9 protein-coding genes are annotated in these 13499 nt (G+C 72.2%); 3 read left to right on the forward strand and 6 right to left on the reverse strand.

The genetic code is table 11. The annotated features are described in order from the left end of the window. Positions 1–13: 13 nt before the first annotated feature. Both ABT369_RS13875 and ABT369_RS13880 read right to left on the reverse strand, forming a co-directional pair. Complete coding sequence (locus tag ABT369_RS13875; RefSeq protein WP_350612102.1) at positions 14–1066, reverse strand: GNAT family N-acetyltransferase; 1053 nt, start codon at positions 1064–1066, stop codon at positions 14–16. A 7-nt stretch (positions 1067–1073) separates the two neighbouring features. Continuing rightward, on the reverse strand, positions 1074–2222 hold the full coding sequence (locus ABT369_RS13880) for a GNAT family N-acetyltransferase (RefSeq protein WP_350612103.1): 1149 nt from the start codon (positions 2220–2222) through the stop codon (positions 1074–1076). Between the two features lie 171 nt (positions 2223–2393). Between ABT369_RS13880 and secA the strand changes: the two genes are divergently transcribed. Next, a complete protein-coding gene (secA, locus tag ABT369_RS13885; RefSeq protein ID WP_350612104.1) occupies positions 2394–5309 on the forward strand; it encodes a preprotein translocase subunit SecA in 2916 nt (971 codons plus the stop codon). A 1154-nt stretch (positions 5310–6463) separates the two neighbouring features. On the opposite strand, the gene ABT369_RS13890 is transcribed toward secA, so the two are convergent. Then, entirely contained in the window at positions 6464–6829 is a 366-nt protein-coding gene (locus tag ABT369_RS13890) for an Rv3235 family protein (protein ID WP_350612105.1), read from the reverse strand. 928 nt (positions 6830–7757) lie between these two features. Beyond that, complete coding sequence (locus ABT369_RS13895; protein WP_350612106.1) at positions 7758–7991, reverse strand: helix-turn-helix domain-containing protein; 234 nt, start codon at positions 7989–7991, stop codon at positions 7758–7760. 103 nt (positions 7992–8094) lie between these two features. Between ABT369_RS13895 and ABT369_RS13900 the strand changes: the two genes are divergently transcribed. Then, complete coding sequence (locus ABT369_RS13900; RefSeq protein ID WP_350612107.1) at positions 8095–8607, forward strand: DUF6912 family protein; 513 nt, start codon at positions 8095–8097, stop codon at positions 8605–8607. Here ABT369_RS13900 and ABT369_RS13905 read toward each other — a convergent pair. Next, on the reverse strand, positions 8604–9470 hold the full coding sequence (locus ABT369_RS13905; protein ID WP_350612108.1) for a hypothetical protein: 867 nt from the start codon (positions 9468–9470) through the stop codon (positions 8604–8606). The genes ABT369_RS13900 and ABT369_RS13905 overlap by 4 nt on opposite strands. 122 nt (positions 9471–9592) lie before the next feature. On the opposite strand from ABT369_RS13905, the gene pruA reads away from it, so the two are divergent. Continuing rightward, entirely contained in the window at positions 9593–11212 is a 1620-nt protein-coding gene (pruA, locus tag ABT369_RS13910) for an L-glutamate gamma-semialdehyde dehydrogenase (RefSeq protein ID WP_350612109.1), read from the forward strand. A 536-nt stretch (positions 11213–11748) separates the two neighbouring features. Here pruA and ABT369_RS13915 read toward each other — a convergent pair. Next, the gene (locus ABT369_RS13915) at positions 11749–13482 is read right to left on the reverse strand and encodes a hypothetical protein (RefSeq protein WP_350612110.1); all 1734 of its coding nucleotides are present in this window, start codon (positions 13480–13482) and stop codon (positions 11749–11751) included. Positions 13483–13499: the final 17 nt, after the last annotated feature.

Here is a 13499-nt window from a genome sequence, read left to right on the forward strand (position 1 = left end):
CGTCACATGACGTTCAGGTGACCGATGGGCGCACCTTGGCGAACGCGATGTTGTCGATTCGCCCTCCGTCGGGTCCGGGGAGGCGGGCGAGCTGGAGGGCCTCGCGGTGGTACCCGGCCGCCTCCAGCACGCGCTGGGAGGCCACGTTGTCCACGGCGGTGCCGGCGACCATGCGGGCCATGCCGATCTCGAAGCCCCAGTCGGTGACCAGGCGGGCGGCCCGCGATGCGTACCCGTGGCCGCGCGCCTCGGGCGTGAGGCTGTACCCGATCATCGCCTCCCGCAGCGCGGGCTCGAAGTAGAACAGCGCGATCTCGCCGAGGTACTCCTCGTCCGACGCCCGGCGGATGGTGAGCTCGGCCCGCTGCCCGGCCAGCCATTTCGAGGCGGCCTCGGCGCAGTGGCGCTCGACCACGGCCAGGTCCAGCGGGGCGGCGGCGACGGACCTTCCGCTCACGTCGGGCCGGATCCGCAAGGTGTACGTCAGGCCGGCGTCGGCCGGCACCAAAGGCCGCAGGGTCACCACGCCGTCGGTGAGCCGGCCCCCGGGCAGGTCGGGCAGCGCCCGCGGGCTCGGGCCGGCCGGATCGTCGTCGAGCAGCGCCCAGACCACCATGTCGAACCGCGAGCCGTCCGGCCGCCGCCCGCCCCCGCGCGCGATGCCCTCGCGGATGAAGCCGGCCGTCACCGCGACCCGTTGGCTGGCGATGTTCTCGGCCTCGATCTCGAGGTACAGCCGATGGAACTCGCCCTTGAAGAGCTCCTGGCTCAGCCGCCCGAGCGCGGCCGAGGCGACCCCGCGCCCGCGCGCCGCCGGGCTGACCCAGTAGCCGACCGAGGCGACGCCGGGGCCGCGCGGGATGAAGCCGATGCAGCCGAGCACCTCGCCGGTGGCCCCGTCGATCACCGCGCGCTCGTTGGCGCCGCGCTCGATGAAGTCCAGGGCGTCCTCGCGGGTGTACGGGTCCGGGAGCATCGGCAGGTACCGCCGCGTCGTCGGGTCGTTGACGGCGGCGACGATGGTCTCGGCGTCCTCGGGGCGCCACATTCGCAGCTCGACGCTCATATGATGCTCACACCAAGTCCCTCGGCAGCAGCGTGGCCACCCAGCCGTCGACGCGCTCGCCGCGCTGGACGCAACTGTCGCGCTGCACGCCCTCCACCTTGAACCCCACCTTCTCCGCCACCCGGCGGGACGCGTCGTTGCCCACGTGCGCGCGCCACACGATGCGGCCCAGCGCCAGACGCTCGAAACCGTAGCCGCACGCGGCCCGCACGGCCTCCGTGGTGTAGCCCTTCCCGCGCGCCCAGGGCGCCGCGGAGTACCCGACCTCGGCCGTCACCGGGTCCAGCGGGTTGATGCGCAGGTCGATGGTGCCGGCGAAGCGGTCGTCGCCGTCGGCGAACGCGAAGCCGACGCCGGTGCCGCGCAGCCACATCGCCGGGTACGCGTGGCGGATGAAGTCCAGGCCCTGCTCGGGGCGGTAGTCCAGCGGGATCGAGGTCCACTGCACGGTGCCCGGGTCGCGGAAGGTGGCCACGACGTCGTCCAGGTCGCTCTCGCGCAGGAGGCGCAGCGTGCACGGACCGGCCGGCAGGCGGCCGGGCGGGTGGCTGAGCGCCTGGGCCCGCCGCGCGCCCGGGCCTCCCGGCGCCACCCAGGCCGGTGGGGTGTCGCAGACCTCGCCCGGCAGCAGCACGCCGTGCCAGCCGTCGACGAAGCCGCCCCCGCGGGCGGGCAGCGCGGCGCGCGTGACCCCGTCGAAGGAGAACCCGATCCGCTCGGCGGTGAGCTTCGAGGCGTGGTTGCCCACCTCGGCGCGCCAGGTCAGCCGGCGCAGGCCCAGCACCTCGAACGCCCAGTGCGCGACCGCGCGCCCGGCGCGCTCGGCCACCCGGCGGCCCCGCGCCCACGGCGCCACCCAGGTGCCGAGCTCCGCGTTGCCGCCGGCCTTGTCCAGCGCCACCAGCCCGGCCGAGGCGAGCAGTTCACCCGAGCGGGCGTCGAAGACCCCCAGCGGGGCGGAGGTCTGCTCCGCCCACGCCGTCTGGGTGACCGGGCCGGTGAAGTCCTCGGCGTGCTCGAGCAGGTACGGGACGGGCACCATGGTCCAGCGCTGGATGAGCGGGTCCTGGCACGCCCGGAAGACGTCCACGGCGTCCTCGGGCTGCCAGGCGCGCAGGACGAGCCCGTCACCGGTGGCGAGTTCGATCGGGTCCATGAACGCCGATCCTGCCGTACGTCAGGCGCCCTGAGACGGATATTTCCGCGGTACCTCGGGTGATTTGTCCCAGTATGGGGGTTAGTGTCCGAAGAGTAGCCGGGCGGGGGCGGCAGGTCGGCGGGAAAGCCGCCTACGATGGGTCGCAGACGTTTGAGGGAGCGCTGACCCGTGTCGATTTTCGAGAAGATCCTCCGCGCCGGCGAGGGCCGCATGGTGCGCAAGTTGAAGGCCGTCGCGGACGCCGTCAACTCGCTGGAGGACGAGTATGCCGACCTGACCGACGAAGAGCTCGCCGGCATGACCGAGCAGTTCAAGGAGCGGCTCGCCGACGGTCAGACGCTGGACGACATCCTGCCGGAGGCGTTCGCGGTCGCGCGCGAGGCGGCCTCCCGGGTGCTCGGCCAGCGCCACTACGACGTGCAGATCATGGGCGGCGCGGCCCTGCACTACGGCAACATCGCCGAGATGAAGACCGGTGAGGGCAAGACCCTCACCTGTGTGCTCCCGGCCTACCTCAACGCGCTGTCCGGCAAGGGCGTGCACGTCGTCACCACCAACGACTACCTGGCCCAGCGCGACGCCGAGTGGATGGGGCGGGTCCACCGCTTCCTCGGCCTCACCGTCGGCACGGTGCTGCCCAACCAGCCCTCCAGCGCGCACAAGGCCGCCTACGAGTGCGACATCACCTACGGCACGAACAACGAGTTCGGCTTCGACTACCTGCGCGACAACATGGCCTGGTCGCGCGACGAGCTCGTGCAGCGGGGTCACAACTTCGCGATCGTCGACGAGGTCGACTCGATCCTCATCGACGAGGCCCGCACCCCGCTGATCATCGCCGGCCCGGCTGAGCAGTCCGCCCGGTGGTATCAGGAGTTCGCCCGCGTGGTGAACCGCCTCAAGCGGGGCAAGGAGGGCGAGGCCGACTACGACGTCGACGAGTCGAAGCGGACCATCTCCGTCACCGAGCGCGGCGTCGCCAAGGTCGAGGACCAGCTGGGCATCGACAACCTGTACGAGTCGGTGAACACGCCCCTGGTCGGATACCTCAACAACGCGATCAAGGCCAAGGAGCTCTACAAGCGCGACAAGGACTACGTCGTCAACGAGGGCGAGGTCCTCATCGTCGACGAGTTCACCGGCCGCATCCTGCACGGCCGGCGCTACAACGAGGGCATGCACCAGGCCATCGAGGCCAAAGAGGGCGTCGAGATCAAGCAGGAGAACCAGACCCTCGCCTCGATCACCCTGCAGAACTTCTTCCGCCTCTACGGCAAGCTCTCCGGCATGACCGGAACGGCGCAGACGGAGGCCGCGGAGTTCAACAAGGTGTACAGCGTGGGCGTGGTCTCCATCCCGACGCACCGCTCGATGATCCGCATGGACCACCCCGACGTGATCTACAAGACGGAGAAGGCGAAGTACAACGCCGTCGTCGAGGACATCGTCGAGCGTCACAGCCTCGGCCAGCCGATCCTCGTCGGCACCGTCTCCGTCGAGAAGTCCGAGCTGCTGTCCCAGCTGCTGCGCCGCAAGGGTGTCCCGCACGCCGTGCTGAACGCGAAGTTCCACGCCAAGGAGGCGGAGATCGTCGCGCAGGCCGGCCGCAAGGGCGCGGTGACGGTCGCGACCAACATGGCCGGCCGTGGCACCGACATCCTGCTCGGGGGCAACGCGGAATACCTCGCCAACGCCGAGCTGCGCCAGCGCGGGATCACCGAGGACGAGACGCCGGAGGAGTACGAGAAGGCGTTCGCGGAGATCCTGCCCGAGTTCGAGAAGCTGGTCGAGGAGGAGTCCGACGAGGTCACCGACGCCGGCGGCCTCTACGTGCTCGGCACCGAGCGGCACGAGTCCCGCCGCATCGACAACCAGCTCCGCGGCCGCTCCGGCCGGCAGGGCGACCCCGGCGAGTCGCGCTTCTACCTCTCGCTGCAGGACGAGCTCATGCGCCGCTTCCGCGCCAGCGCGGTCGAGGCCGTCATGGACCGGTTCAACATCCCCGAGGACGTGCCGATCGAGTCGAAGATGGTCACGCGCCAGATCAAGAGCGCGCAGACCCAGATCGAGGCGCAGAACGCGGAGATCCGCAAGAACGTTCTGAAGTACGACGAGGTGCTCAACAAGCAGCGCAAGGTCATCTACGCCGAGCGCAAGCGCGTGCTCGACGGCGAGGACCTCAGCGAGCAGGTCCGCAACATGATCGACGACGTCATCGGCGCCTACGTCGTCGGCGCCACCTCCCTCGGCGAGACCTCGGAGGACTGGGACCTCGAGCAGCTGTGGACCAGCCTCAAGCAGCTCTACCCGGTCGGCGTCACGATCGAGGACCTCGAGGAGGAGGCGGGCGGCCAGCTCGACCCCGAGTTCCTGCGCGTCCAGCTCATCGAGGACGCCCACAGCGCGTACGACCGCCGCGAGGAGGAGCTCGGCGCCGAGGCCGTTCGCGAGCTCGAGCGTCAGGTGCTGCTCAACGTCATCGACCGCAAGTGGCGCGAGCACCTCTACGAGATGGACTACCTGCAGGAGGGCATCACCCTCCGCGCCTACGCGCAGCGCGACCCCGTGGTCGAGTACCAGCGCGAGGGCTTCGACATGTTCCAGCAGATGCAGGAGGGCATCAAGGAGGAGGCGATCGGCTTCCTCTTCAACCTCGAGGTCCACGTCGAGGAGGCGGTGGAGGAGCCCGTGGCCGCCGAGGAGACTCCTGCCGTGCCGCTGCCGGAGCCGCACGTCGAGATCCGCGCGAAGGGCCTCGGCGGAAGCCGCGCCCCCCGCGCCCTGCAGTACTCCGCCCCGACCATCGACGGCGCGGCCGGCGAGTCCGGGGTCGTCATCGAGCAGGAGCAGGCCCCGGCCCTCGGCCTCGGCAGCGGTGCCAATGGCGCCGACGGCTCGACCGCGGGCCAGCGGCCGTCGCCCTCGGCCCGCCGTTCGGGCCCGCCGGCGCCGAACGCGGGCGCGCGCAAGCCTTCACCGGGCCAGGCGGCGGCGAGCAACGGCCCGTCGCGCAACGCGCCGTGCCCGTGCGGCTCGGGCAAGAAGTACAAGCGCTGCCACGGCGCCCCGGGCGGCCCCGCCTAACCCGGCCCCTTTGCGCTACCGAAACGGGCGCTCCCTGGTTCGCCAGGGAGCGCCCGCTTCTTTGGGCCACATCCGGTCGCGACACCAGTCGGCCCCTGGCGCCGACCTCTGACCTGGACTCCGGCTCGGCCGCTGACCTCTGGCCCTAGCGGGGATCGCGTTCGGGCACTCGGCTCTGGCTATTGCGCGGGCTCGGGGTCGGGCGCTCGACTCTTGTTCGTGCGCGGGCTCGGACTCTCGTGCGGGCTCGGGCGCTCGGCTCTGGCGCAAGCGCGGCCTCTGGCCCCAGCGCGGGCTCCGGCGTTTGTGCGGGCGCGGCTCTCACCCGGGCTCCGGCTCTGGCTCTGGGCCGCGGGTTGCGCGCTGCGGATGCGCAGTTGCGGGCGCTTGGCGTCGCGGTGCACATCCGGCCGGCCTGGAATTCGCAGCGTTCGTCGAGCGCGTTGGAGTTCATGCGGTGGCCGGGCGGGTTCCGGGTCCGTGGCGCTTGCCGGGCGAGGGCGGCGTTCGCGGGTGCTGACCGGGCGGGCTAGGAGTTCGCGGGGGCTAGCCGAGCGAGCGCGGGGTTCGTGGGTGCTGACGGGCGGGCGCGGTGCGTTCCGGGTTCGGGGCGATCTCCGAGCGGGTTCGCGTTCGTGGGGTTCGCCGGGCGGGTTTGGGGTTGTCGGGTTCGGCGGGGCGGGGCGGGATTTGTGGCGCTCGCCGGGGTCGAAGGTCAGCCGTTCATTACGAGTGGATCGGTCGGTGAAAGGGGAGGGCGGCCGCCGCATGGGCTCTGGGGGAAATGCGGCGGCCGCGTCCGGTGCGGTGGTCTTCGGTTGTAGGCGGCCGCCGCGAGCCGGGCCCATTCGACCCGCGGCGGCCGCGCCATTGGTGGTGGTTGGAACCCAGTGCACCCGCCGCTTCATCGAGCTACCGAGCACACCGGGGGTACGCGTGGTGGGCGGCGGCCATCGCGCCCCGGCACGATTGAGCGCGATGGCCGCCTTGGAGGGGTCGTCCCGGCCCACCGAATCCGGGACGACCGCCCTCCGGAGCCGCCGCTCGTGTGCTGTCCCTCCCCGGAGCCACGAGCGGCGGGAGCATTGACGGGGTCGGGCCGCTCGGCCCCGTGATCGGAGCCGCCCCGACCTCGCCATCGCGGGTGAGGTGGCTCAGAGGACCTGGACCAGGGTGCAGACCCAGCCGAATACGCCGAAGTTGGGGCGGTTGGCCTTCTCGAAGCGGACGGCCATGGCCCAGCTCGACGTGCCGTGCTCGAGCACGACCACGCCTTCGGCCACGCCGGCCAGGGGTTCGGTCACGAGCACGCGGCGGACGCGGACGAGGGCGCCCTTGCGTGCGGCGTGGCTGGGGTTCATGCGGATGCGCACGGTCCGGCGCAGCACCTGGTCGCTGACGTCCCCGAACTTCTGTGGGTGGGCCAGGGGCCGGAGCTGGCTCGGTGGGCGGTAGCCGTTGAGGATCTCCACGCACATGGCGGCGAAGCGCTTGACGGCCTGATACGAGTCGGATCGCACGGTCGGTTGCGGCGGGGCGGCCGGGAGCCTGGACTCGCGTACCGGCGGCCGGGGCGCGGGAGCGGAGCCGGGCGGCCAGTCGAACGGCAGCGGCTCCATCGTGTAGCCGAGCGGGCGTGGCGGCTCGGGCGGCGGATTGACGATCGGCGGGTCCAGCGGCGGGGGCAGGCGCAGGATGACGGCGGGGGCGCCCGGGGTCGGCCTCGCGCTGGTCCGCAGGCCGCGGACTTCGGGGCTTCGGCTCGCCCTGGTGCGCGTATCGCCGGCCCGGCGCCGCGTTGGTGGGGTATCGGCTATGCGTGGGACGGCGCTGAGTGCCGGTCGTCGCTCATGACCATCGTCGCGGTCCACCCCGTCGTCCGAGCCGCGGCCGGAGTCGGCGGACGGGGCGCGACTCGGGACGGCTCGCAAGCCGGCCCTGCGCCGCTGAACGGGCCCGGCCCGGAGATGGGCGGCATCGTCGCGAGCCGGACCGTCGTCGCCAACAGCGGCACCTCCTCGGGCCGTTCTCTTCCCTGGAGGAGCGTCGCCGTCTCGGATCGCGGGGCTTCTTCGAGGGGTGGTGCCGTCGCGGGCGGGCGTGGTCATGCGAGCGGACCTGCCGTTGCCGCCGCGGGCGGCCGTGGTCGTGTGAGCGGCGCTGCCGGTGCCGCCGCGGGTGGCCGCAGATCCGCCGCGTGAGCCGCGGCCCGGACGTTGCTCGGTCGACACCGTCATGAGAAGCCCCCCGATGCTTGCGTTTGCTTTCGTTTGCCTTCAGGAACTGTTGTATCGAGGGGGCGCGATGCCGTCAAGAATGCTGCGGGGGCTTGTGGCGGCATATGGGTGGTTAAGACCGACTCGTCCTTTCGCGCGCGCGGGACTGCCGTGACCGATTCAGGCGGTACGAGCGAAATATGGAAAGTGGCGAAAGGCGTAAAGGCGCAGGTCAGTCGAGGTCCGGAGAGGGATCGACGAGGGGGTTGCTGCGCACCCACTCGGCCGTCTCCGCGTACTTGCGCTCGATGTACTCCTCGAGCTTGCTCCGCTCGATGCGCCACTGGCCGCGTCCGCCGACCTTGATCGCCGGCAGCTCCCCGCTGCGCACCATGTGGTACACCTGCGAGGCAGACACGTTCAACTGCTCGGCAACATCGGCCATGAGCAGGAATCGCGGCTCCATCGCCTCAGTTTGCCACCGTTCGCTTAGCACTGGTTACGACGAATCGGTCCGACACGCCCGACCTGCGTGTCGAAACCCGGGCAAGGGTGTAGTACAAGGAAGCGTGACGACGGACCTCACGCGCGTGTACCTGCCCGCGACGCTCGCTCAGCTCGCCGTGCTGCGGGAGAGTGGCGAGCTGCCGCCGCCGACCGAGGCGCACGCGGTCACGCCCTCGCTGCGGGAGTGGTACGCCGAGGGCGACGAGGAGGAGTTGGAGTACGTCGCCTTCACGCGTGCCGCCCAGAGCGGTCTGCGCCTGCTTCGGCACGACGCGAAGGCGCCCCGGCGCCGGGTCGTGCTCTCGGCCGACCTGCCGGGCGCGATGGTGAAGATGAACGGGCTCGACCTCGGCTCGAGCAACGTCGAGATCTCCGGGAAGATCGCGCTGCGCACCGTGGCCGCGATCCACGTGGACGGCCACGACGCCGAGGCCGACGTCGCCGCGGCGGCCGATGTGGTCGAGGAGGCGGAGGCGGGCGACCCGGATGCGCAGTTCACTGTGGACGGCGCCGAGGATCACGAACTGGAGTGGTATGACCCCTCCGAGCTCGACCAGCTCGTCGACCGGGCCTAAGCGCGTTTGAGGGTGCGCCCGACCAGGATCATCGCCACGAACGCGCCCGCGAACAGCAGGATCAACCCGTGGTTGACCTGCTCGGGGAGCCGGTTGGCGATGATCGCCGCGTCGAACTCGCTCTGCTTCGCCACCGCGTGCGACAGCGGCAGAGCGCCGATCCAGCCGACCAGCGCCGCCGCGAGGGTGAGCAGCCCGGGGAAGGCCCCGGCCAGCGGGTACGACGGCCACGGCAGTGCGAGCCCGGTGCGCCGCAGGTAGCCGAAGGCCATGGCGCCGGCCGCGATGCCGGAGACGATCGAGGTCGTGAGCTGGAGCCGGTACGCCGCGTCGGCCATGCTCCCGACCGTCTCGCGGTTGCCGAAGAGGTCGGCGAGGTCGTTCTGGAAGTACGCCGCCAGCAGCCCGATCGCCGAGGCCAGCACGCCCGCCGCCGCGCCCGCCGCGACCGCGCTGATCGGGTGCGCCGCGGCGATGAGGCCGCCCAGCACCCCGGTGACGGCCACCGTGGCGGCGACGTAGGCCACGGAGGGGCCCGAGTGGTACGCCGCGAGCATCCCGCCCATCGCGAGCAGCCCGACGGGGAGTCCGCCGAGGGCGCCGTACAGCAGTCGCCCGCGCGCCCCGGTCTCGGCCGCGAAACGCCCGACGGCCAGCACTCCGACGGCCGCCCCGGCGATCAGCGTCGGGGTCAGCACGCCCGGCAGCACCAGCGCGGCGACGGCGGCGTCGGGGACGTGCCCGTACGCCGAGAAGAGCGTCAGGAACAGCAGCACGAGCGCGAACGCGGCCACGAACACCGCACGCGCCGGCCGCCACGTCTCCACTGCCGGCTCCGCCACCGCAGCACGCTTCGCACCCACGATCTGCAGCGTACGCGAGTTCCTTTTGGAGCCCGCCTGTGGACAACTTCGAGCAGTCCGTGAGTGCGTGGGAGGATGGGAAAGACCTCGCCAACGCTGCCGAGACGACGTGGGAGACCCTCATGGATGCCTTGATCACCGTGCCCGAGCCCGTAAACGAGCCGGTCCGCGGATACGCCCCCGACACCCCGGAACGGGCGAGCCTGCAGCGCCGCCTCGGCGAGCTGGCCGGCGAGCGGCACGAGCTGACGATGACGATCGACGGCGAGCGGCGGATGGCCGCCGGTGAGCCGATCGACGTCGTGCAGCCGCACCGCCACCGGCACGTGCTGGGTGTGACGCACAACGCGACCACCGACGACGCCGCCCGGGCCGTGGCCGCGGCCAAGCGTGCCGCCCCCGCCTGGCGAGACCTGCCCTACGCCGAGCGCGCCGCCGTGTTCCTGCGCGCCGCCGACCTGCTCAGCGGCCCGTGGCGGGACACGCTCAACGCCGCCACGATGCTCGGGCAGTCCAAGACGGCGATCCAGGCCGAGATCGACAGCGCCTGCGAACTCATCGATTTCCTGCGATTCAATGTGTACTTCGGGCAGCAGATCCTTGCCGACCAGCCCCGCTCCTCGGCCGGCGTGTGGAACCGTTTCGACCACCGCCCGCTGGAGGGGTTCGTCTACGCGATCACGCCCTTCAACTTCACCGCGATCGCCGGCAACCTGCCCTCCGCGCCGGCGCTGATGGGCAACACGGTGCTCTGGAAGCCCTCGCCCACCCAGCAGCTGGCCGCGCACTACACGATGCGACTGTTCGAGGCCGCGGGCCTGCCGCCCGGCGTGATCAACCTCGTCACCGGCGACGGGCTGGCCGTCTCCGAGGTCGCGCTGACCGATCCGGACCTGGCCGGCATCCACTTCACCGGCTCGACCGCGGTGTTCCGCAAGCTGAACCGGACCGTCGCCGAGAACGTCTACCGCTCCTACCCCCGCGTCGTCGGGGAGACCGGCGGCAAGGACTTCGTGATCGCCCACCCGTCGGCCGACCCGGCGGCGCTGATCACCGCGCTGGTGCGGGGCGCGTTCGAGTACCAGGGGCAGAAGTGCTCGGCGGCCTCGCGCGCCTACGTGCCGGCCAGCCTGTGGTCGCAGATCAAGGACGAGCTCGTGGCGACCGCGGACTCCCTCGCCTACGGCGACGTCACCGACTTCACGAACTTCGGCGGCGCGGTGATCGACCAGCGCGCCTTCGACCGGCACGCCGCGGCGCTGGACCGGATCAAGAACTCGTCCTCGTGCACGGTGGTCGCCGGTGGCACTGCCGATGACTCCGAGGGCTTCTTCGTGCGCCCGACGATCGTCGAGTGCACCGATCCGGAGCACGAGGTGTTCACGACCGAATACTTCGGCCCGATCCTCGCGGTGCACGTCTTCGCCGACGCGGACTTCGAGGCGGTCGTGACCCAGGCCGAGTCCGCGGCGCCCTACGCGCTGACGGGTTCGATCTTCGCCACCGACCGGGCCGCCGTCGACCGGGCTACGCAGGCCCTGCGCTTCGCGGCCGGCAACTTCTACATCAACGACAAGCCGACCGGGGCCGTGGTGGGGCAGCAGCCCTTCGGCGGCGGGCGGGCTTCGGGGACCAACGACAAGGCCGGGTCCTGGCACAACCTGCTGCGCTGGACTTCCCCGCGCACGATCAAGGAGACCTTCGTCCCGCCGACCGACCACCGCTACCCGCACATGGGCTGACCTCGGGCTCCACGCCACCGCGGGCCGGTCTCACGTCCGGCCCGCGCACGGCGCACCCACGTCCGACGCGTGCGTGGTGCACCGGCGTGCGGCCCGCGTGCAGCGCATCCGCGTCCGGCCCATGCGGTGCACCGGCGTCCGACCTGTGCGCGGCGTATTCGCGTGCGGCCCGCGTGCGGCGCACGCGCGTGCGGCCCGCGTGCGGCGCACCCAGGTCCGGCCCGTGATGCGCCCGTGTCCGGCCCGCGCGTAGTGCACCAGCGTTCGGCCGCGTCCTGCCATGCGGCGCGCTGGCGTTCGGCCCGCGCGCCGCGCCCCGCATCCGATCCGTGCGCGTGTGCCCCGCTCGCAGCCCTGTGGTCCGTCGGCGGGTGGCTCGCTATCGGCTGGGCTCGTGTGCGGCATTCCTTCGTGCGGGCGTGCGGCTGTGTGAGGTCCGTCTGCGGGTGGCTGGCTCCGGCGCGTCCGTGAAGCCGAGGTGGTTTTCCGATGCGGCCGGATGTCGGGGTGCGCCGGGGCTGTGGGTGGCGTGCGTGTCAGTGGCGGGGGCGGGCTACGGCGACGATCTTGTCCAGGGTGAAGGCTCGATCGTCGCGGCGTAGGCGGCACCAGGCCTCGATCACCGTGCCGGACAGTTCGGCGTTCTCGATCACGCGCTCTGAGGCGCGGCCGTTCGCGTCCACGTAGCGGATCCAGATCGGGGTGCCGTGCTCGACCGCGTCCGCGAGCAGCTGTGCCTGCTCCGGGCGTAGCTGTGGGGCTCGATGGCGGATCTGTTCCAGGGGTGAGGCGCCCCGCTGCATTGGTACGGCCAGGCGGCGTGCCAGCTCGCCCGGGTCCACGGTTGGCTTGGGGCGGCGCGTGCCCAGTGCTGCGGGAGCGGAGCGGCGCACGGTGAGCTTCGGGCCCGACTGCTCGGCTCGGTGGCCCAAGTCCCGGAGTGCGGCCAGCAGCGACGGGACGGGCGAGGACGAGGCGGCGACGGTGGGCGCCAGGCGTTCGAGCTCCAGGGCCGCTACCACCTCGTCCAGGAGGGGGACGTCCTCGCAGACGATCACGCTCGCCGCGGGTGTCACCCGCAGGGGTGCTGGCAGGAGGCGCTCGGCCACTTCGGCGAGCGGGCGGCCGTCGGCCAGGGCGCGGCCCAGCGGGCTGATTGCGAACGCGTCCGGCTCGATCATCACGCACACGCCGAGGAGCGTCGCCTCGGCCACGATCCCGCTCACCGCATCCTCAAGCGTCGACCCAGTGTGCCCAGACGTCGCGCGATCGGGCGAGGAAGACGACCCGTTGCGCACGGAAGAGGAGGGCGACCCCGTGCGCGCGAAAGAAGAGAGCGACCCCGTGCGCGCGGGTGAAGAAGGCGAGGAGGGCGGCGGGACCAGGCGGAGGGGAGGGGGAGCGGACACGGCGCGTGCGGGCAGGGGAGCGGTCCAGCGCACCAGCGGCGCCAGGGACTCGGTGCCGTGCACCGCGGTGTCCGGCGGCAGGTCGTGCAGCACGCGGATCACGACCCGGCGCAGGGGCGGGCCCGACCACCAGCCCGACAGGAGCCGGGCCAGGCGATCGGGCGCCGGCTCGTCGGTGAGCGCCGTGGTGGTCGGCACCAGGTGGGCGCCGTCGGGGGCCAGGAGGCCTGCTTGTAGTACGACATCCGCGAAATGCGCCACGAGGGGCTCATCGAGGCCGAGCTCCGCGGCCAGCCGGGCGAGCTCGCGCGCCGCCACGCCGCCGTTGCGCTGGCGGGCCAGGGGATGCTCGGCGGCCTCCGTGAGCAGGGCGGCCGCGTGGTCGAGCAGGGCCGCCGCGGACTCCCCGGCGGCGGTTCGGATGGCGCCCCGGTCGGCTGGGCCCAGCGCGGGCGCGGGGGGAATCGGATCGAATGCTCGTTCCGCGGTGGGCTCGACCGCCAGGCCCGTCGAGACCCACAGGTCGTCGCCCTCGGGCCAGACGAGCGCGCGCTGGCTCAGCACGCGCAGGGTCGCGTCCAGGGAGGAGTCGTCGGGGGCCAGGCTCAGCTCCTCGGCCAGCCGGGCGCGCGGGATCGGCGGCTCGCCCAGCGCGGCCAGGGTCTCGAGGACCTGCAGGGCCGGCAGCGGGAGGGTTGCCACGACGTCGGTGACCGCGGTGCGCGTGGACAGGCGCGCGGCCAGCGCCGTGAGGTCGCCGGGGGACGGGGCGGTGAGGGCGTCGGGGCGGCGGCGCAGCAGCTCGCCCAGCTCCGAAGCATCGAGACCCTGCAGCCACCGGACCAGTGCGCCTCTCGCCACGACTGGTGACCTTATAG

Origin of the sequence: Dactylosporangium sp. NPDC000244 (genome assembly GCF_040300725.1) — a bacterium.
Taxonomy (GTDB): domain Bacteria; phylum Actinomycetota; class Actinomycetes; order Mycobacteriales; family Micromonosporaceae; genus Dactylosporangium.